The sequence below is a fragment of the Corallococcus sp. bb12-1 genome (assembly GCF_026626765.1).
Classification (GTDB): domain Bacteria; phylum Myxococcota; class Myxococcia; order Myxococcales; family Myxococcaceae; genus Corallococcus; species Corallococcus terminator.
The window spans coordinates 105355-125582 of sequence record NZ_JAPNJZ010000012.1 but is presented as its reverse complement, the minus strand read 5'-3'; the positions used below and the strand labels follow the sequence as shown (position 1 = coordinate 125582).

The window sequence follows — 20228 nt, the reverse complement described above, 5'->3', positions numbered from 1 at the left end:
GTCCGGGTTCAACGCGCGGCGCGCTGGACCGCGTCCGGGCCCTGGGGACGCGAGGGCAGCAGGCCCTCCACTTCGGACGCCAGGGGCAGGGCCGCCACCGCGCCCAGCTTCGTCACCACCCGGGCGCCCACGTCGGCCGCGAACGTCATCAGCGCGACCAGTTCCTCCCGCGTCGCGTCCGCGAGCGAGCGCGCATCGCCGTACCAGCGCACCAGCCCATGCAGCAGCGCCGACACGAAGCCATCCCCCGCGCCCGTCGTGTCCACCACTGTCACCCGGGGGGCGGGAACGTGGACCACCTCGCCCCGCCAGAGGAACACCGCGCCCTGCTCGCCCAGCGTCACCACCGGCAGCCGCACACCCAGCCCGTCCAGGTGCCGCAGGGCCTCCTCGGGCGTGCGCTCACCCGTCGCGAAGGCCACCTCCTCCTCCGACAACTTCACCACCGTGCAGAGGGGCAACATGCGTCCCAGGAGGACCCGCAGCTCCTCGGGCTCCGGCCACACGTGGAGCCGCAGGTTCGGATCACAACTGACGATCATCCCGGCCTCGCGCGCCAGAGTGAGCATGCGCACCACGGCCTCGCGCGCCGCAGGCAGCACCAGGGAGTTGGAGCCGGAGTGCAGCACCTTCGCGCGCCGCACGAAGTCGCCGTCCACGTCCGAGTCATCCAGCAGGAACTCCGCCGAACGCGTGCGGAAGAACGTGAAACTGCGCTCGCCCCGCGCATCCAGCGACACGAACAGCAGTCCCGTACGCGCGTGGTCCACCTGACGAAGGCGGCTGACGTCCACGCCCTCCGCCGCCAGCCGGTCGCGCAGGAAGTGGCCGAACTCATCCGAGCCCACCACGCCCACCATCGCCGAGCGCAGCCCCAGGCGCGAAACCCCCACGGAGACGTTCGCCGGCGAGCCGCCCGTCGAAGGCCTCCATGCGTCCACGTCCCGCACGCGCGAAGCCCCACCCGACGCGGGAAGGAAGTCCACCAGCGTCTCGCCGACACACACCACGTCCAGCGGCCCGGTCTCGTGCATGACGCTCCCCGCCCGCGCACGCGCAGGCTCCCGCTTCAGTCCAGGCCCACCTGGGCCATGAAGTCCACGCTCTTGAGCCGCCGGCCTAGATGGTGCGCGATGAAGACGTTGAGCAGCCCGCGCGCCCGAGCCCGCAGGTCGGGGGGCAGCGGAGTGCGCCCGCCCTCCTGCAACGAGCGAAGCCCGGTCAGCAACGCCACCGGCACCGCGACCGAATCGCGAGCCCGTCCGCCGCACGGCTCGCACACCGCGCCGCCGTGGCCCTGGTCGAACCGGGGCCGCTCGCCAGGAGCGCCCCCGCACAGCGCGCAGGAGTCGAAGCGGGGCATCAGTCCGGCCTGCGCCAGCGCCGCCAGTTCGAAGGCCAGGAGCGACGTGGGCCCCGCCTCCTTCGCATCCAGGCGGTGGAGGTAGGCCTCCATCAGCAGGAACAGCTCCGGGTGCGGTTCGTGCTCACGCGTGAGCTCACGGCACAGCTCCACCGCATACAGCGCCCGGGCGATGAGCGACAGGTCCTCGCGCGCCGCGTAGAACCCCGACACGATGTCCGCGGAGTCCAGCCGCACCGTGCTGCCGCGCGTCTCCACCAACTGGACGCGCAGCCGCATGAACGGCTCCAGCGCTCCGGCGAAACGGCGCTTGCTTTTGCGCGCTCCCGCGGCGAACGCGGTCAGCTTGCCGTGCTCGCGCGTCAGCATCGTCACCATCCGGTCGGACTCACCGTAGTCGACCGTGGACAGCACGAACGCGTCGTCGGCGTACCGCTCCATGATCTCCCTTCAACGCGCCAGGGGCGAAGGAAGCTTCCCGGTCAGCATCAGGAACAGGACCGTGCCCAGCAGCAGCACCGCCAGCACCGCGGCCAGGATGACGTACGCCCGCTTGCGCCGCTCCTTCTCCAACTGCACGGGAGATGGCGCGGGCACCGCCCGGTCCACCTCCTCGTAGCGCAGCACCGCTTCCTCCGGCGACAACCCGATGACCTGGGCATACGCGCGGATGTAGTTCAGGACGAACACGCGCTCGGGCAGACGCTCCACCTGCCCCGCCTCCAACGCCGCGACGAGGCTGGGGGGGATCTTCGTCTCCCGAGAGACGTCCTCGCGCGACAGCCCGCGAAGCTCGCGTTGCTGACTGAGGTATTTGCCGAAGTCGACGTGGTCCACGGTCCCCAGGGCCCCCGGCTAGAGGTGTTCCAGCAGTGAGCGGCAGTCGTCCTTGAGCACCTGCTCGGTGGCCTGCGCCTTGGCCTCACAGCCCGCGAGCGCCGCCTTCGCCGCATCCACGTTCCCGAGCTTCGCCTGGCACACGCCTTCCCGGTGGTAGGCCTCCGCCGTGTCCGGGCACTTCTCACGGTAGTGGCCGAACTGCTGGCAGGCCTCCGCCGTCTTGCCCGTCTCGTCGTAGATGATGCCCAGGTTCCGGAAGCCCATGCAGAACTCCGGATTGGTCGTCACGGACGCCTTGATGTTCTGCAGCGCGTTCGCGGTGTCGCCCTTCTTGTACTGCGCCCAGCCCAGGTTGCCCTGCGCGGAGAAGCCGAAGCGGTACTGCATGTCGTTGAGCGCCGCCTCGTACAGCTTGATGGCGTCGTCGTAGCGGCCCTGGTCCAGGCGCAGGTTGCCCAGGTTGTTGCGCACGTCGGAGAAGGTCGGGCGCAGCTCCAGCGCCTTCTCGTAGTGGGCCGAAGCCTCATCGAGCCGCCGGAAGGACAGGTGCAGCAGGATGCCCATCGCGTTGTGGGCCTCCGGGTTGCTCGGGTTTATCTCCAGCGCCTTCTGGTACTCCTGGAGCGCGTCCTGCACGTGGCCGTGCTGCTGCGCCTGCACGCCCAGGTCGTAGTGGATCTCCGAACTCTCGCGCTCCTTCTGCGTGGGGACGTGCGCACACCCCGCGGACGCGAGCACGAACGCGAGGCAACAGGCGGAAGGGATGCGGAACATGGGAGCCAATCCGGGAGGGAGGTTCAGAACGCGGCCAGGAAGCGGCCCAGGGTGGTGGCGACGTTGCGCTTCTCTTCGGCGCGGGCCTTCACGGCGGGCACGAGCGTGGGCTCCTTGAAGAAGACGGGGAGCGTCTTGAGCCACTCATCCTGCTGCGCGGGCGCGACCGCGCGCCAGTTCGCGTTGTCCATCATGAAGCCCAGCGACTCCACGAACCCGAGCGCGTCGTCCTCGTCCTCCCGCAGCTCGTCCGAGGACTGGACGCGCCGCCCGGACACGTACACCGCGCAGTCACCGGCCTCCACGAGGTAGAGGTACACGAAGACGCCCGCGCCCTGCCCTCCGCGAAGTCCCACCACGAAGGCCTGCGCCGGTCCGGCCTGCTTGCCAGGGATGGCCACGTGCGGCGTGTTGAGGGACAGGTGCAGCGCGAGCACCTGGTCGCGGCTGGCGGGGAGCCCCCGGTAACGCTCGTCGATGGTGAACACCGTCGTCTCCCTTCCCCGCGCCGTCCCGTGTCAGCGGGTGGTGAGGGTGAACTCCTCGGTCGAGTCCTGCGCGTCCGCAGCCGTCTTCTGGAAGCGGATGAGGGGCGTGTCAATCATCACGTTGCCGCCGCCCTCATTGCCTTCCCCGATGATCACCTTGAAGACGTTGCTGGCGGACGTGCTGCGGCGGCTTCCCTGCGCCTTGCGGGCAATCAGCGTCACCGCGTTCGCTCCGGGGCGCAACTCACGGGTGATGTCCTGGGCCACCTGCTCCTCGTTGTTGCGCAAACGACGCACCCAGCGGGAGTTCACGTACACGTCGATGTCGAAGTCCGTCATGCCCGGGGTCGTCTGCTCTGTCACCAGCCAGTAGCGCTGGGTGATGCGCCCCGGCACGGGGGCCGTGGCAGCGGCCGGCACGGGCGCCGTCACCACCCCGGCATCGAGCGGGCCTGCCGCGGGCGGAGGGGCTGTCGGAGGGGGCTTCGCGGCGGGAGCCGGCGTGGGCGTCACGGTCGTCACGCGGGCGGCGTACCCCGGCGCGTCGATGTGGACGTTGCCCTCCGCGTCGATGCGGACGGTGGCCTTCTCGAAGCGCTGGCCCTTCACGCCGTCGATGTTGACGCCATTGAGGAAGACAGAGCCGGCCAGGGCCCACATGGGGACCAGCGTGGCCGCGACAGTGAGCGCGATGCGGACGGACGGACGAGACATGGGGGGCATCCCTCCAGGGAATCCTCAACAGTCCCGGGTGCTTGCAAACGACTTAGCGCACCCCGGGGAGCGGGACAAGGCGAGTGTGGCAAGGCTTGGAACCCGCCACGGCCCCGAACATTCACCAGGACCGCGAGAAGGCCCCCGTCAGGGCGCCGCGGTCGTCGTCGTGCCGGGCTGCTCGGGTGGCAGTCCCCGCTGCGCCAGCGCCCAGTCCCCGCCCAGGCCATGGCCTTCGCGGAAGCGGCGGAAGTCGCGCTGCACGGCCCGGGGGTAGCGGCGGAACTTCTCCAGCTCCCCGGCCTTCAGGGCGTCCCGGATGCGCGTGGGGCCGGCGTTGTACGCCATCAGCGCCAGGTCCAGATCGCCGCCAAACCGGCTCTGCAGCGAACGCAGGTAGCGGATGCCCAGGCGCACGCAGACGGCGGGGTCGGCCACCACCTCTTCGCGCGACAGCCGCAGCCCCTCCTTCTCCGCCAGGAAGTGCAGCGTGCTGGGCTTGATCTGCATCAAGCCCCGAGCGCCCTTGTCGGAGACGGACTCCTCCTCGAAGTCGGACTCCACGTCGATGAGCGCCAGCACCAGCAGCGGATCATACCCGGTGCGGCGGGACTCCTCGTCGATGGCCTGCCCCAGGCGCCGGCGCAGCGTGAGCCCCAGGTCCGGGGCGCGCTTGGCCAGCACCGCGTCGATGAGCATCGCCTCCTCGGAGACGGACTCCTGCGACACCAGCTCGGGAACGACGGACGGGGGGGCGGGCTCCTCCAGGAGGGGCACCACCCGCGCGGACACCACGAGCGCGATGCCCGCGAGCAACGGGAGCCGGGAGCACCCGCTGCTCAGGGTATGCAGCCCCGCGAAGAACCGCGTTCCCAACGACCTGCCGCCCGAGGCGGCGGGTCCACTCACTTGCGGTGCTCCAGGGCCTGGATGCGCTCGGAGAGGCGCTCCAGTCGGCTGCCAAACGCCTGCAACTCCTCGCGGCGCGGCAGCTTGAGCAACGTCAGGGCCGTGCGGACCCGCTCTTCCACGTTGTGCTCCAGGTCCTTGCGGTGCCCCGTCAGCCGCTCCGCGAACTCACGGGCCTGACGCTTCACCTCGTCCTGGCTCCAGCCCGCGACGGACGCCACGCGCTGCACGGCGCGGGAAGCCTCCTCCTCCGCCGTGTTCACCGCCAGGAGCGCCTGGCTCCAGATGCGCTCGAAAGCCTCCGCCACGGAGGTCTTCTCTCGGGGGGCCTCGGTGTTGTTGTCCATGAAGTCGCTCCGGGAGTCCCCAGCGTTTCCACAAGGGAAACCCGGGGCTCGAACTAAAGGGGCGGCCACCTAAGCACACCCCCCAGGTTATGAAAACGCTGCTCAGGCTCGCGGAGAAGACGCCGCGCCGCCCGAATTCTTGGTCGCGCCGTGGGCCCGACGGGTGGGCTTCAGCAGTACATCCAGCTTCTTCGACAGGCGGCCCAGCTCGTGGGTGATCTGCTCCACCTGGGACTGGCTGGCAACCCCGACAGCTTCCACCACCTTCGCCTGCAGCCCGTCCAGCCGCTTGCGCAGCCCCACGCTGGCGGCGTCCACCTTCTTGCTCAGCTCCTGCACGCGGGGGTCCGCACGCAGCTCGCCGGCCTGCACCTTCGTCCACAGGGCCTGGACCTCCTTCGCCGCTTCCTGGCCTCGCGTCTCCAGCACCTTGAAGGCCTTGTTGGCCTCCCCTTCCAGCCCTTCGAACCGCTTCTGGGCCTGGGAGAACTGCCCCTTGAGGAAGTTCTCCACGTTCTGCGTCACGGCCGTCACCTTCGCGTTCGTCGTCGTCATGTCCTGCTCCCCCGCCCGGCTTCCCGGGCTCATATAACGTGATGCGTCAACATAACGCACCGCGACATACTGTCAAGGCAACAGACGACGAACTGTGCAAAACAAGAAAGCCGCCGCCCCGGATGACCCAGGACGGCGGCTGACTCAAGGAGCGTCAGGGACGCTCCCGGAAGACACTAGGCGACGTCGGTGGACCGGGTGTCCGGCCGCGACGGCGGAGGGGTCAGCGGACCGTCACCGTGGGTGGCGGCCAGGGCGGCCTCCATCTCGTTGACCTCGTCCGTGGGGCTCTCCACCTCGATGTCGAGGTGCTTGTAGTTCGGCAGGCCCGTGCCGGCGGGGATGAGCCGGCCCATGATGACGTTCTCCTTGAGGCCGCGCAGGTAGTCCACCTTGCCGTTGATGGCGGCCTCGGTGAGCACCTTGGTGGTCTCCTGGAACGACGCCGAGGAGATGAACGACTCGGTGGAGAGCGAGGCCTTGGTGATGCCGAGCAGCAGCGGCTCACCCACGGCCGGGCGCTTGCCCTCGGCCATGACCTTCTCGTTCTCCTCCTCGAACACCCACTTCTCGACCTGCTCGTCGACCAGGAAGTTGGTGTCGCCCACGTCCGTGACGCGCACCCGGCGCAGCATCTGCCGGACGATCGTCTCGATGTGCTTGTCGTTGATCTTCACGCCCTGCAGTCGGTAGACCTCCTGCACTTCGTCCACCAGGTAGCGCGCGAGTTCCTTCTCGCCCAGCACCTTGAGGATGTCGTGCGGGTTGGCCGCGCCGTCCATCATGGCCTCGCCGGCCTTCACGCGGTCGCCAGAGTGGACGTTGATGCTCTTGCCCTTGGAGATCAGATACTCCTTGGCCAGATCCGCGCGCTGCTCGCCGCTCACCTCAGGGGTGATGATGAGCTTGCGCTTGCCCTTGGTGTCCTTGCCGAAGGACACCACGCCATCGATCTCCGCGATCGCCGCCGCATCCTTGGGCTTGCGAGCCTCGAAGAGTTCGGCCACGCGGGGCAGACCGCCCGTGATGTCCTTGGTCTTCGTGGTCTCTCGCGGCACCTTGGCGATGACTTCACCCGCGGAGATCTCATCCGTGTCGTTCACGGTGATGATCGCGCCCTGGGGCAGGAAGTAGCTCGCTTGGTTGCGGGAGGACGGCAGGTCCTTTACGTTGCCCTGCGCGTCGCGGATGGTGACGCGCGGACGCGCCTCCGGGTCCTTGGACTCGATGACCGTCTTGCGCGACAGACCGGTCACTTCGTCCAGCGTCTCGGACATCGTCACGCCTTCGATGATGTCCTCGTAGCGCACGACACCGCCCACTTCCGTGAGCAGGGGAATCGCGAACGGGTCCCACTCGGCCAGGAGCACGCCCGGCTCCAGCTTCTGGTGTTCCTTCACCAGGATGCGGGCGCCGTAGATGATCTGGTAGCGCTCGCGCTCGCGGCCCGACTCGTCGACGACGACGAGCTCGCCGTTGCGGTTCATGGCCACCAGCGTGCCGTCCGCCTTCTGCACCGTGTTCAGGCCCGCGAACTTCACGGAACCCGCGTAGCGGTTCTCCAGGCTGGACTGCTCCGCGCGCCGCGTCGCCGCACCACCGATGTGGAAGGTGCGCATCGTGAGCTGGGTACCCGGCTCGCCGATGGACTGCGCCGCGATGACGCCCACGGCCTCGCCGACGGACACCTTGCGGCCACGCGCCAGGTCACGGCCGTAGCACTCCACGCAGATGCCGCGCTTGGCCTGGCAGGTCAGCACCGAGCGGATCTTCACCCGGTCCAGACCGCTGTTCTCGATGCGGCGGACGCGCTCCTCGTCGATCTCCTCGTTGGCGCGCACCAGCACCTCGCCCGTCACGGGGTCGAGGATGTCGTCCAGGGCCACGCGGCCGAGGATGCGCTCACCCAGCGGCTCGATGATCTCGCCGCCTTCGACCAGGGCGCCAATGAACAGACCGTCCATGGTGCCGCAGTCGTACTCGTTGATGATGGCGTCCTGCGCCACGTCGACGAGACGGCGGGTGAGGTAACCGGAGTTGGCCGTCTTGAGCGCCGTGTCCGCCAGACCCTTGCGGGCGCCGTGCGTGGAGATGAAGTACTGGAGCACGGAGAGTCCTTCGCGGAAGTTGGCCGTGATGGGCGTCTCGATGATTTCGCCGGAGGGCTTGGCCATCAGGCCTCGCATACCGGCCAACTGACGGATCTGCTGGGCGCTGCCGCGCGCGCCCGAGTCGGCCATGATGTAGATGGGGTTGAACGACGGCTGCTTGCGCGAGGTGCGCTTGCCGTCCACGTAGCCGGTGGCCTCGTCGGTGGAGATCTGCTGCATCATCTCCTGGGCGACCTTCTCGGTGATCTCCGCCCAGATATCGATGACCTTGTTGTAGCGCTCACCGTCGGTGATGAGGCCCTCGAGGTACTGGTTCTCGATCTCCGCCACTTCCTTGCGCGCGTAGTCCAGGAACTCCTGCTTCTTCGCAGGGATGATCATGTCCTTGAGCGCGATGGAGATGCCGGCGCGGGTCGCGTGGAAGTAACCCAGGCTGCGGATGCGGTCGGCCAGCAGCACCGTCTCCTTCTCGCCCGTGAGGCGGTAGCAGAGGTCGATGAGGTTACCGAGCGACTTCTTGTCGAGCACCTTGTTGATGGCGTCGAAGCCCACGGCGCGCGGAACGACCTCCCACAGCAGCACGCGGCCGACCGTGGTCTCCTTGCGCTTGGCGTCGATGCGGCACACCACCTTGGCCTGCAGGTGCACCTCGCCGTGGTCGTACGCGGCGCGCACTTCCTCGGGCGACGCGAACACGCGGCCTTCGCCGTTGGCGAACTCGCGGGCGCGGGTCATGTAGTAGATGCCGAGCACCATGTCCTGCGTCGGGACGATGATGGGCTTGCCGTTCGCCGGGCTGAGGATGTTGTTCGTCGACATCATCAGGACGCGCGCTTCCATCTGCGCTTCGATGGAGAGCGGCACGTGCACGGCCATCTGGTCGCCGTCGAAGTCGGCGTTGAACGCGGCGCAGACCAGCGGGTGCAGCTGGATGGCCTTGCCTTCGATGAGCACGGGCTCGAAGGCCTGCATGCCCAGACGGTGCAGCGTGGGGGCGCGGTTGAGGAGCACCGGGTGCTCGCGGATCACGTCCTCGAGGATGTCCCAGACCTCAGGACGCTCCTTCTCCACCATCTTCTTCGCCGACTTGATGGTGGTGACGTAGCCCTTCTCTTCGAGCTTGTTGTAGATGAACGGCTTGAAGAGCTCGAGCGCCATGATCTTCGGCAGGCCGCACTGGTGCAGGCGCAGCTCGGGACCGACGACGATGACGGAGCGGCCCGAGTAGTCCACGCGCTTGCCGAGAAGGTTCTGACGGAACCGGCCCTGCTTGCCCTTGAGCATGTCGGACAGCGACTTCAGCGGCCGCTTGTTCGGGCCGGTGATGGTCTTGCCGCGGCGGCCGTTATCGAACAGCGCGTCCACGGCCTCCTGGAGCATCCGCTTCTCGTTGCGGATGATGATGTCCGGCGCGTTCAGTTCCTGGAGCCGCTTGAGGCGGTTGTTCCGGTTGATGACGCGGCGGTACAGGTCGTTCAGGTCGGAGGTCGCGAAGCGGCCACCGTCCAGGGGAACGAGCGGACGCAGGTCGGGCGGGATGACCGGGATGACGTCCAGCATCATCCACTCAGGCTTGTTGCCGGAGACGCGGAACGCCTCGGCCACCTTCAGGCGCTTGGCGTACTTCTTCCGCTTCGCCTCGCTGGTGGTCTCGCGCATGTCCTTGCGCAGTTCCTCGGACAGCTTCTCCACGTCCAGGGACTTGAGCATCTCACGGACGGCCTCGCCGCCCATGCCCGCGGTGAACGAGTCCTCGCCGTGCTCCTGGAAGAGCCGGTGCATCTTCTCCTCGGAGACGAGCTCGCCACGCTGCAGCGGCGTCGCCTTCGGGTCGATGACCATGTAGCTCTCGCAGTACAGCACCTTCTCCATCTCCTTGAGGGTGATGTCGAGCAGGTTGCCGATGCGGCTGGGCAGCGACTTGAGGAACCAGATGTGGGCCACGGGCGTGGCGAGCGTGATGTGCCCCAGGCGCTCACGACGCACCTTGGACTGGATGACCTCCACGCCGCACTTCTCACACACGACGCCGCGGTGCTTCATGCGCTTGTACTTGCCGCAGTTGCACTCGTAGTCCTTCACGGGACCGAAGATGCGCGCGCAGAACAGACCGTCCCGCTCCGGCTTGAACGTGCGGTAGTTGATGGTCTCCGGCTTCTTCACCTCACCGTGCGACCACTGCCGAATCTTGTCGGGCGACGCCAGCGCGATGCGGATGGCGTTGAACGACAGCGGGTCCTTCGGCTTCTCGAAGAAGTTGAAAATGTCCTTCACGTTGCCTCCGAAAACTTATGAGCGCTCAAGGCGCCAAACGTTTCGGGCCCCCGCCCTGCACCCGGTCGGCCGCTCCCTCCACGAGGAAGCGATGCCGACCGGTCAGGCGGGCGCACCGGCTGCTAAAAAGGCCTAGGCTTCGGTCCCGGACTTCCGGTCCTCGCCGTCGCCACCACCCAGGAAGTCGCCGCCGAAGCTGCGCTGGCGCTCCGGGGGCGCGCTCTCCAGCAACTCCACGTCCAGGGCCAGCGACTGGAGTTCCTTGAGGAGCACGTTGAACGATTCAGGCAGGCCGCTCTCCAGGACGTTGTCGCCCTTGACGATCGCCTCGTACATGCGCGTGCGACCCACCACGTCGTCCGACTTGACGGTGAGGAACTCCTGCAGCGTGTACGCCGCGCCGTAGGCCTCCATCGCCCACACTTCCATCTCTCCCAGACGCTGGCCGCCGAACTGGGCCTTGCCGCCCAGGGGCTGCTGCGTGACGAGCGAGTAGGGCCCGATGGAACGGGCGTGGATCTTCTCGTCCACCAGGTGGTGCAGCTTGAGCATGTACATCACGCCCACGGTGACGTTCTGGTCGAACGGCTCGCCCGTGCGGCCGTCGAAGAGCACCATCTGGCCCGAGCGGGGCAGACGGCCCTCGTCGAAGAGGGCGTGCAGCTCCGTCTCGCGGGCGCCGTCGAACACCGGCGTGGCCACGTGGATGCCCTTCTTCAGGCGGCGGCAGAGGTCCTGGACTTCCTGGTCGGACAGGCCGTCCACGAAGTCGCCGAAGGCCTTGTCGTCGTACACGGTCTTCAGCTGCTTCTTGAGCTGCTCGCCGCTGAAGTTCTCATCGAGGTAGCGCTGCAGCTGCTCGCCGACGCCCTTCGCGGCCCAACCCAGGTGGACCTCGAGGATCTGCCCGATGTTCATGCGGCTGGGGACGCCGAGCGGGTTGAGGACGATGTCCACCGGACGCCCATCCTCCAGGTACGGCATGTCCTCCTCGGGGAGGACGCGGGACACGACGCCCTTGTTGCCGTGGCGACCGGCCATCTTGTCACCCACCGCCAGCTTGCGCTTGATGGCGACGTACACCTTCACCATCTTGATGACGCCCGGAGGAAGCTCGTCGCCCTTCTTGATGCGGGCGATCTTCTCGCCGAAGGCCAGCTTCACGGCCTCCTTCGTGTCTTCCAGGCTGCGCAGGATGTCGCGCAGGCGCGCGTCCAGCGGCTCACCGACGGAGATCTCGCCCCAGTACTTGTAGGGCACCGTGGTCAGCAGCTCGTCGTTGAGGATGTCCCCCTTCTTGAGGAGGATCTTCCCCTTGTCGTCCACGAGCTTGCCCTGGACCTCCTTGCCGCGAACCAGGCCGCGGAGGCGGCTGTAGGCGGAGTCCTGGAGGACCTTGATCTCGTCGTTCTGGTCCTTGAGGAGCTTCGCCTCCTCCATGGACTCGATCTGCTTGGCGCGCTCGTCCTTCTCCACGCCCTTGCGGCTGAACACCTTGGCGTTGATGACGGTGCCCACGACGCCCGGAGGCACGCGCAGGGAGCTGTCACGCACGTCGCCGGCCTTCTCACCGAAGATGGCGCGCAGCAGCTTCTCTTCGGGAGAGAGCTGGGTCTCGCCCTTCGGGGTGATCTTGCCCACCAGCACGTCGCCGGGCTTCACCTCGGCGCCGATGCGGATGATGCCGCTCTCGTCCAGGTCCTTGAGGGCTTCCTCACCCACGTTCGGGATGTCGCGGGTGATCTCCTCCTTGCCCAGCTTGGTGTCGCGCGCGATGCACTCGAACTCCTCGATGTGGATGGACGTGAAGACGTCCTCCTTGAGGATGCGCTCGCTCAGCAGGATGGAGTCTTCGAAGTTGTAGCCCTGCCACGGCATGAACGCGACGACGATGTTCTGCCCCAGCGCCAGCTCACCGGTCTCGGTGGCCGGACCGTCCGCGATCACGTCGCCCTTCTTCACCCGGTCACCCTTGCGGATGATGGGCTTCTGGTTGAGGCACGTGTTCTGGTTGGAGCGCTGGTACTTGAGCAGGTTGTAGATGTCCACTTCGCTGGACACGTCGCTCAGGGCCGCGTTGGAGTCCGCCTTCACCACGATGCGGCCGGCGTCCACCGACTCCACGATGCCGTCGCGGCGCGCCACGCAGGTGACGCCTGAGTCGCGGGCCACGATGGCCTCGATGCCCGTGCCTACGAGCGGCGCCGCCGTGCGCAGCAGCGGCACGGCCTGACGCTGCATGTTGGAGCCCATGAGCGCGCGGTTCGCGTCGTCGTTCTCCAGGAACGGGATGAGGGAGGCGGCCACCGACACCAGCTGGTTCGGGGACACATCCATCAGGTCCACGTCCTCGGCCTTGACCTGGACGAACTCGCCGCTGCGGCGGCTCTGCACCAGCGCGTTGACGAACTTGCCCTTCTTGTCCGTCTCCGCGTTCGCCTGGGCGATGGTGTGCTTCTCCTCCTCGAGCGCCGAGTAGAAGGCCACGTCCGCGGTCACACTGCCCGCGTCCACCTTGCGGTACGGCGTCTCCACGAAGCCGAACTCGTTGACGCGCGCATAGGTCGACAGCGACGCGATGAGGCCGATGTTCGGACCTTCCGGCGTCTCGATGGGGCAGATGCGGCCGTAGTGCGTCGGGTGCACGTCGCGCACCTCGAAGCCGGCGCGCTCACGCGTGAGACCGCCAGGCCCGAGCGCGGACAGACGACGCTTGTGCGTGACTTCCGAGAGCGGGTTCGTCTGGTCCATGAACTGCGACAGCTGGCTGGAGCCGAAGAACTCCTTGATGACCGCCGTCACAGGCTTGGCGTTGATGAGATCGTGCGGCATGAGCGTCTCGATCTCCTGGAGGCTCATGCGCTCCTTGATCGCCCGCTCCATGCGAACCAGACCGATGCGGTACTGGTTCTCCAGCAGCTCGCCCACCGCGCGCACGCGCCGATTGCCCAGGTGGTCGATGTCGTCGATCGTCCCCTTGCCGTTCTTGAGGTCGATCAGGTAGCGGATGACCTCCAGAATGTCGCGCTTGGTGAGGATCTGCCCGTCCAGGGGCTCCTCGAGGCTGAACTTGAAGTTCAGCTTGAGGCGGCCGACCTTCGACAGGTCGTAGCGCTCCGGATTGAAGAACAGGTTGCTGAACAGGTTCGTCGCCGTCTCCGGCGTCGGGGGATCACCCGGGCGCAGGCGCCGGTAGATCTCCATGATGGCCTGCTCGGGCGACTCGATTTTATCCATCATCAACGTCTCACGCAGGTACGGACCCACGTTGAGGTTGTCGATGAAGAGGACCTTGAACTCCTTGATGTCGCGCTTGAGGAGCTCGTCCACCTTCTCCTGCGAGACTTCCTCGTTGCACTCGAGGATGACCTCACCGGTGTTCTCGTCCACGACGTCGTAGGCGGACACCTTGGTGAAGAGCTCGTCCACGTCGATGGGCAGCTTCGTCATCTTCGCCGCTTCAAGCTTCTTGATGGCGGCGCGCGTGAACTTGCGGTTCTTCTTGACGATCAGGTCACCGGACTTGGTCTTGATGTCGCGCGTGGCGCGCTGACCCGGCAGCAGCTCCAGCTCGACGCTCTTCTCAAAGTCGGCGGCGCTCTGCAGGTAGACCGTCTCGGTGGCGTAGTAGTAGTTGAGGATCTCCTCGGTGGAACCCTTGAAGTCGAGCGGGTTCTTCTTCGCGGTGTCACCAACGGCGCCCAGGGCGCGGATGAGCACGGTGGCCGGCAGCTTGCGGCGCCGGTCGATGCGCACGTACAGCAGGTCCTTGTGGTCGAACTCGAAGTCGATCCACGAGCCGCGGTACGGGATGATGCGGGCGTTGTAGAGCAGCTTGCCCGACGAGTGGCTCTTGCCCTTGTCGTGGTCGAAGAACGCACCCGGGCTGCGGTGCAGCTGGCTCACCACCACGCGTTCGGTGCCGTTGATGATGAACGTACCGTTCTGGGTCATCAGCGGGATTTCGCCGAAATAGACTTCCTGCTCCTTCACATCGCGGATCGACTGGGCGCCGGTCTCCTCGTCCTTGTCCCAAACGACCAGGCGCACGACGACCTTGATGGGCGCCGAGTAGGTCATTCCACGCTGGTGGCACTCATCGACGTCGTACTTCGGCTTTTCCAGGTGATAGCTGACAAACTCCAGCGAGGAGGTCTCGTTGAAGTCCCGGATCGGGAAGACGGACTTGAAGACACCCTGAAGGCCAAGGTCCTCGCGCTTCTCCGGGGCGATGTCAGCCTGGAGGAACTTTTCGTAGGACTGCTTCTGGATGTTGATGAGATTGGGAATGTCGATGATCTTCGCGATTTTGGCGAAGGTCTTCCGCACGCGGAAATTGTTCTGGATCTGCGTCGGCATTCGGTCTCCGGGGACGGCTGCTCGGGCGGGGCAAACTTCAGTAACGCGCGGCGGCGCCGGGAAATTTGGCAAATGTCAAATGGGCAAAGCCGGCGCCCCAGCAAAGGGGACGCCGGCCTGCTCATCCAGTCAGGAGGCTGTCCGGGATTTCCCGGAAGAACAGGACAGCCCCTGTCAGAACTACTTCACTTCGACGGTGGCGCCAGCCGCGACGAGCTGGTCCTTGAACTTCTTGGCGTCGTCCTTGTTGACGCCTTCCTTGACCGTCTTGGGCGCGCCCTCGACCAGGTCCTTAGCCTCCTTCAGGCCCAGGCCGGTGATGGCGCGTACCTCCTTGATGACGTTGATCTTGTTCGCGCCCGCGTTCGCGAGAATGACGTTGAACTCCGTCTTCTCCTCGACAGGAGCGGCGGCGGCAGCAGGGCCCGCGGCAACGGCAACGGCCGCGGCGGAAACGCCCCACTTGGTCTCGAGGGCCTTCACGAGCTCAGCGGCCTCGAGGATGGTCAGGGAGGAGAGGTCTTCGGCAATCTTGTTCAGGTCAGCCATGGAACTGTGTCCTTCTGGTGTTGACTAACGGCCGGCGACCCATTGGGTCAGCCCAGCCGCAGGGGTTGCGGTAGAAAAACTTCTCGGGACGATTACTCGGGCTTCGACTTGTCCGCGTTGGCCTGGATGACCCGCGCGAGCTGCGACCCGGGGGCCGCGATGGTCCGAACCAGCATGCCAGCAGGCTGGTTGAGCATTCCGAGCAGCTGCCCTCGGAGCTCGTTGAGGCCCGGCAACTTCGCCAGCGCCTTCACACCGTTGACGTCGACCTTGCGGCCGTCCACCACGGCGCTGCGGACCTTGATGGTCTCCATGTCCTTGATGAAATCCATCAGGATCTTGGCAGGAGCCACCACGTCGTCGTAGCTGATGCACAGGGCCACGGGACCCGTGAAGTCATCCGAAATCACGGAGAGGGCCGTGCCTTCAGCAGCACGGCGCGCCAGCGTGTTCTTGATGACCTTGTACTCGACCTTGCCCTCGCGGAACTTGCGACGAAGCTTGGTCACCGTCTCCACATCCACCTTGGAGAACTCGGCGACCACCGCGGACTTGGTCCGGGCGAACTTCTCGTGGAGTTCCTTGATCATCACTTCCTTCTCGCTCTTCAGCACCTTGACTCACCTCCTTTATGGCCCGACCTGACGGTCGGGCGTGATGCCTGGGCCAAAGTGGCAGAGCGAGGGAGGAGCCTCCGAGAGGCACCACACCGCACCTCCAGTCTCGGCAGGGCTGACCTTGCGGCCGTTTGAACCTGAAGTGGAATGAACGCCCGACCGGTTGCCCGGTTCCCAACGGACGCGTCTTCTTCCCTTCCAGGTCCCTGCTGTCATGAACCAGGTCGGAACACCGTGTCTCTCGACATGGCGCCCCAATTGCAAAAGCCGGGGGCCTATACCCCCGGCTTTCGCAAAGATCCAGCACTTTCTATGCGACCGACGTTCAGCGGGCGACAGGACTGACGCTCCCCGTCAGGGAGCGCACTCTTCCCGGCCCGGCTGGCGCCGCGAACTAGCGGTGACGCGCCAGGATTTCGGTGGTGTCGAGCTTGATGCCCGGCCCCATCGTCGTCGAGATGGCGATGCCCTGCAGGTACACGCCCTTGGCGGTGGCCGGCTTGAGCTTCATCACCAGGTCCACCAGCGCGTTGAAGTTCGCCTCGAGCTTGGCCGTCTCGAAGGAGGCCTTGCCCATCTTCGCGTGGACGATGCCCGCCTTCTCCGCGCGGAAGTCGACCTTACCGCCCTTGGAGTCGCGGATGGCCTTGGCGACGTCCATGGTGACCGTGCCGACCTTCGGGTTGGGCATGAGACCGCGGGGACCGAGCACCTTACCGAGGCGACCGACCACGCCCATCATGTCCGGCGTCGCGATGACGGTGTCGAAGTCGAGGAAGCCCTCCTCGATGCGCTTCTGGAGGTCCTCCGCGCCCACGATGTCGGCGCCGGCGTTGGCCGCCTCGGTCGCGCGCTCACCCTTGGCGAACACGGCCACGCGCACGGTGGCGCCGGTGCCGTGCGGGAGCACCACGGCGCCGCGGACCATCTGGTCCGCGTGCTTCGGGTCCACGCCCAGGTTGATGGCGACATCCACCGTCTGGTCGTACTTCGTCGCGCGCGACTCGACCGTCTTCTTCAGCAGCGCGAAGCCCTCGGCGACGGGATAGCGCTTGTTGCGGTCCACCAGCTCGGAGGACGCGCGGAACTTCTTTCCATTGGTAGCCATGGCAGGAATCCTTGAGAGAGGGGGCGGGCTAGCCGACGACTTCAATGCCCATGGAGCGCGCGGTGCCAGCAATGGTGTTCATGCAGGCTTCGAGGGACGCGGCGGTGGTGTCCTGGATCTTCTTGTTGGCGATCTCCTCGAGCTGCTTCCGGGTGATCTGCCCCACCTTCTCCTTGCCCGGCTTCTTCGCGCCCGAACCCTTCTTCTTCTCCGTGTGGAGACCCGCGGCCTTCTTGATGAGGATGGCGGCGGGAGGCGTCTTCATGATGAAGGTGAAGGAGCGGTCCGCATACACGGTGATGATCACCGGGATGATGAGACCTTCCTTCGCCTCTGCCTGCGTCTTGGCATTGAACTGCTTGCAGAACTCCATGATGTTCACGCCCTGCTGACCGAGGGCGGGACCAATCGGCGGGGCGGGGTTCGCCTTGCCGGCGGGAATCTGCAACTTGACCTGACCTGTGATCTTCTTCATCGGCGGACTGCTGCCTTTCGATGGGGTGGTTCCAGCGGGTCGCCAGACGGGACGACCCTCCCACCCGTTGATCCGCGCCCGTCATCCGGACGCGGAAGACTGATTAGCCGGTGGTCTTCTCCACCTGCATGAAATCGAGTTCCACGGGGGTCGCACGACCGAAGATGCTGACGAGCACGCGGACGCGGCCCTTCTCCGGGTTGACCTCTTCCACCGTGCCGTTGAAGTTGGCGAACGGGCCGTCAATGACGCGGACGGTGTCGCTCGTCTCGAACTGGACCTTGGGCTTGGTCTTGTGGGCGCCTTCGGTCACCTGGGCGGTGAGCCGCGCGACCTCCGCGTCCGACATGGGGCGGGGCTGTTCGTTCTGCCCGACGCCCGGGAAGCCGGTCACCTTGGAGGTGTTCTTCACCAGGTGCAGGGTAGTGTCGCTGAGCTCCATCTGGACGAAGATGTAGCCCGGGAAGAGCTTGCGGCGGGTGGTCTTCTTCTCGCCGTTCACCATCTCCACGACCTGCTCCATGGGGATGAGGATCTCACCGAGCAAGTCCTGGTCCTGCAGGCCCTTGAGGCGCACCTGCTCTTCCAGGTTCTTCTTCGCCTGGTTCTCGTAGTTCGAGTAGGTCTGGACCGTGAACCATTTCTTCGCCATTACAGCTTCCCCCACAGGGCAGGCAGCCACTCCACCATCAAGTTGTAGGCGACGGTGTCGATGCAGAAGAGGAGGACGGCCGCCACGAGCGAGGCGACGACCACGGCCATGGTCGAAGCGCGGGTCTCCGACCAGGTAGGCCAGGTGACCTTCATCAGCTCGGACGCCACGTCGATGGACAGGGCGTGCGTGCGGGGGTGGAAGTAGGCCGCCAGCACCAACCCCAGGGCCACGACGTAGCCCACGAGGGTTGACACACGCCAGCCCAGGCCCTCGAAGAGCTCGACGTCGCTCCAGCCGAACCGGCTCCAGAGCAACCCGAAGACGTGCTCCAGGAAGAGGGCCAGGACGATGCCGGCGACGAGATAGAAGATGACCACGAGCCGCTTGGGGTCGATGCCCGAGCGGTTAGCCTGCTGGCTGGCCTCAGTTGCCGTCGCCATTTTGCCTCACGAGGGACTGCGGAAGCTGGACTGCGAAAAGGCAGGGACCCCCGGCACCGCTCGGTACCGGGGGTCCCTGTACTGAAGCTGGCAGGCCAGGAGGGATTCGAACCCCCAACACGCGGATTTGGAGACCGCTGCTCTACCGTTGGAGCTACTGGCCTAAACCTTCATGGAACGCGCGACCTAGACCTTGCCTTCCTTGTGGTCCGTATGCTTGCGGCACCGAGGGCAGAACTTGCTCAGCTCGAGCTTGTCCTGGCTCTTCCGCTTGTTCTTCGTGGTCGTGTAGTTCCGCTCTTTGCACGTGGTGCATTCGAGCGAGATGATGGAACGGTTACCCTTCGGCATGGCTCATTTCACCAGATGCGAGAGGGGAAGGCTACAAAAGCAGCCCTCCCCTCGGCAACTCAGTGCCCGTGGAAGCTGGTCGGCGTGAAGCCGATCAGGCGATGATCTCCGCAACGACGCCCGCGCCCACCGTACGCCCACCCTCACGAATGGCGAACCGCAGCTCCTTGTCCATCGCCACCGGGGTGATGAGTTCCACCTCGATCGCGATGTTGTCGCCCGGCATCACCATCTCGACGTTCTCCGGCAGCTTCACCGTGCCCGTCACGTCCGTCGTGCGGAAGTAGAACTGGGGGCGGTAACCCTTGAAGAACGGGGTGTGGCGCCCACCCTCTTCCTTCGACAGCACGTAGATCTGCGCCTTGAACTTGGTGTGCGGCGTGATGGAGCCCGGCTTCGCCAGCACCTGGCCACGCTCCATGTCCTCACGCTTGAGGCCACGGACCAGCGCGCCGATGTTGTCGCCCGCGCGGCCCTCGTCCAGCAGCTTGCGGAACATCTCCACGCCCGTCACGACCGTCTTCTGCGTCGCGCGGAGGCCCACGACTTCGACTTCCTCGCCGACCTTGATGATGCCGCGCTCGACGCGACCCGTCGCGACCGTACCGCGGCCAGCGATGGAGAACACGTCTTCCACCGGCATCAGGAAGGGCTTGTCCGTCGCGCGCACCGGCGTCGGGATGTAGCTGTCCACCGCCTCCATCAGCTTCAGGATGGCCGGCTCGCCAATCTCGCTCATGTCACCCTCGAGCGCCTTGACCGCCGAGCCGGGGACGATGGGGATGCTGTCGCCGGGGAACTCGTACTTCTTGAGCAGGTCCCGGACTTCCATCTCCACGAGCTCACGCAGCTCGGGGTCGTCCAGCAGGTCCACCTTGTTCAGGAAGACGACGATGTAGGGCACGCCGACCTGGCGCGCCAGGAGGATGTGCTCACGCGTCTGCGGCATCGGGCCGTCCGCCGCGGAGACCACCAGGATGGCGCCGTCCATCTGCGCCGCGCCCGTGATCATGTTCTTCACGTAGTCCGCGTGTCCCGGACAGTCGACGTGCGCGTAGTGACGGTTCTTGGTCTTGTACTCCACGTGCGCCGTGGAGATGGTGATGCCGCGCTCCCGCTCTTCCGGCGCCTTGTCAATCTGGTCGTACGCCATGAACGTGGCGCCACCGGACTTGGCGAGCACCTTCGTGATGGCGGCAGTCAGAGACGTCTTGCCGTGGTCCACGTGCCCAATCGTTCCGATGTTCACGTGGGGCAGGCTGCGATCGAACTTTTCCTTGGACATGACACTCCTCGAAA

At 66.1% G+C, this 20228-nt stretch carries 19 protein-coding genes and 1 tRNA gene; all 20 read right to left on the bottom strand.

The window, feature by feature from the left end:
• Window positions 1-8: 8 nt before the first annotated feature.
• Window positions 9-1034 carry a carbohydrate kinase family protein gene (locus tag OV208_RS16030; protein WP_267574701.1) on the bottom strand — a complete coding sequence of 342 codons (1026 nt, stop codon included), beginning with the start codon at window positions 1032-1034 and terminating at the stop codon, window positions 9-11.
• 35 nt (window positions 1035-1069) lie between these two features.
• On the bottom strand, window positions 1070-1804 hold the full coding sequence (gene recO / locus OV208_RS16025) for a DNA repair protein RecO (protein ID WP_267574700.1): 735 nt from the start codon (window positions 1802-1804) through the stop codon (window positions 1070-1072).
• 9 nt (window positions 1805-1813) lie between these two features.
• The gene (locus tag OV208_RS16020) at window positions 1814-2200 is read right to left on the bottom strand and encodes a helix-turn-helix domain-containing protein (protein ID WP_267574699.1); all 387 of its coding nucleotides are present in this window, start codon (window positions 2198-2200) and stop codon (window positions 1814-1816) included.
• 18 nt (window positions 2201-2218) lie between these two features.
• On the bottom strand, window positions 2219-2977 hold the full coding sequence (gene tgl / locus OV208_RS16015; RefSeq protein WP_267574698.1) for a social motility TPR repeat lipoprotein Tgl: 759 nt from the start codon (window positions 2975-2977) through the stop codon (window positions 2219-2221).
• Window positions 2978-3000: 23 nt separating this feature from the next.
• Entirely contained in the window at window positions 3001-3465 is a 465-nt protein-coding gene (locus tag OV208_RS16010; RefSeq protein WP_267574697.1) for a social motility and stimulation tgl protein, read from the bottom strand.
• Window positions 3466-3495: 30 nt separating this feature from the next.
• The gene (locus OV208_RS16005) at window positions 3496-4179 is read right to left on the bottom strand and encodes a hypothetical protein (RefSeq protein ID WP_267574696.1); all 684 of its coding nucleotides are present in this window, start codon (window positions 4177-4179) and stop codon (window positions 3496-3498) included.
• Between the two features lie 147 nt (window positions 4180-4326).
• Entirely contained in the window at window positions 4327-5088 is a 762-nt protein-coding gene (locus tag OV208_RS16000) for a lytic transglycosylase domain-containing protein (RefSeq protein WP_267574695.1), read from the bottom strand.
• Entirely contained in the window at window positions 5085-5435 is a 351-nt protein-coding gene (locus OV208_RS15995) for a phasin family protein (RefSeq protein ID WP_120541003.1), read from the bottom strand. The genes OV208_RS16000 and OV208_RS15995 overlap by 4 nt, the downstream gene beginning before the upstream one ends.
• 102 nt (window positions 5436-5537) lie before the next feature.
• Entirely contained in the window at window positions 5538-5990 is a 453-nt protein-coding gene (locus OV208_RS15990) for a hypothetical protein (RefSeq protein WP_120541002.1), read from the bottom strand.
• Window positions 5991-6166: 176 nt separating this feature from the next.
• Entirely contained in the window at window positions 6167-10375 is a 4209-nt protein-coding gene (gene rpoC / locus OV208_RS15985) for a DNA-directed RNA polymerase subunit beta' (RefSeq protein ID WP_267574694.1), read from the bottom strand.
• A 132-nt stretch (window positions 10376-10507) separates the two neighbouring features.
• Window positions 10508-14734 carry a DNA-directed RNA polymerase subunit beta gene (rpoB, locus tag OV208_RS15980; RefSeq protein ID WP_267574693.1) on the bottom strand — a complete coding sequence of 1409 codons (4227 nt, stop codon included), beginning with the start codon at window positions 14732-14734 and terminating at the stop codon, window positions 10508-10510.
• A 180-nt stretch (window positions 14735-14914) separates the two neighbouring features.
• Window positions 14915-15283, bottom strand: coding sequence for a 50S ribosomal protein L7/L12 (gene rplL, locus OV208_RS15975; RefSeq protein WP_267574692.1), 369 nt, complete (start codon window positions 15281-15283; stop codon window positions 14915-14917).
• A gap of 92 nt (window positions 15284-15375) precedes the next feature.
• Window positions 15376-15897, bottom strand: coding sequence for a 50S ribosomal protein L10 (rplJ, locus tag OV208_RS15970; RefSeq protein WP_267574691.1), 522 nt, complete (start codon window positions 15895-15897; stop codon window positions 15376-15378).
• Between the two features lie 397 nt (window positions 15898-16294).
• Window positions 16295-17008, bottom strand: a complete 714-nt coding sequence (gene rplA, locus OV208_RS15965; RefSeq protein WP_120533437.1) for a 50S ribosomal protein L1 — start codon at window positions 17006-17008, stop codon at window positions 16295-16297.
• Between the two features lie 28 nt (window positions 17009-17036).
• Window positions 17037-17483: a 50S ribosomal protein L11 gene (gene rplK, locus OV208_RS15960; protein WP_120533438.1), complete on the bottom strand. Its 447-nt coding sequence runs from the start codon at window positions 17481-17483 to the stop codon at window positions 17037-17039.
• Between the two features lie 103 nt (window positions 17484-17586).
• On the bottom strand, window positions 17587-18135 hold the full coding sequence (gene nusG, locus OV208_RS15955; protein ID WP_267574690.1) for a transcription termination/antitermination protein NusG: 549 nt from the start codon (window positions 18133-18135) through the stop codon (window positions 17587-17589).
• A complete protein-coding gene (secE, locus tag OV208_RS15950; protein ID WP_267574689.1) occupies window positions 18135-18578 on the bottom strand; it encodes a preprotein translocase subunit SecE in 444 nt (147 codons plus the stop codon). Before secE ends, nusG begins: the two co-directional genes overlap by 1 nt.
• A gap of 88 nt (window positions 18579-18666) precedes the next feature.
• A tRNA-Trp gene (locus OV208_RS15945) sits at window positions 18667-18742 on the bottom strand.
• 22 nt (window positions 18743-18764) lie between these two features.
• Window positions 18765-18929 carry a 50S ribosomal protein L33 gene (rpmG, locus tag OV208_RS15940; protein WP_002617522.1) on the bottom strand — a complete coding sequence of 55 codons (165 nt, stop codon included), beginning with the start codon at window positions 18927-18929 and terminating at the stop codon, window positions 18765-18767.
• 94 nt (window positions 18930-19023) lie between these two features.
• The gene (gene tuf, locus OV208_RS15935; protein ID WP_267573766.1) at window positions 19024-20214 is read right to left on the bottom strand and encodes an elongation factor Tu; all 1191 of its coding nucleotides are present in this window, start codon (window positions 20212-20214) and stop codon (window positions 19024-19026) included.
• Between the last annotated feature and the right edge of the window lie 14 nt (window positions 20215-20228).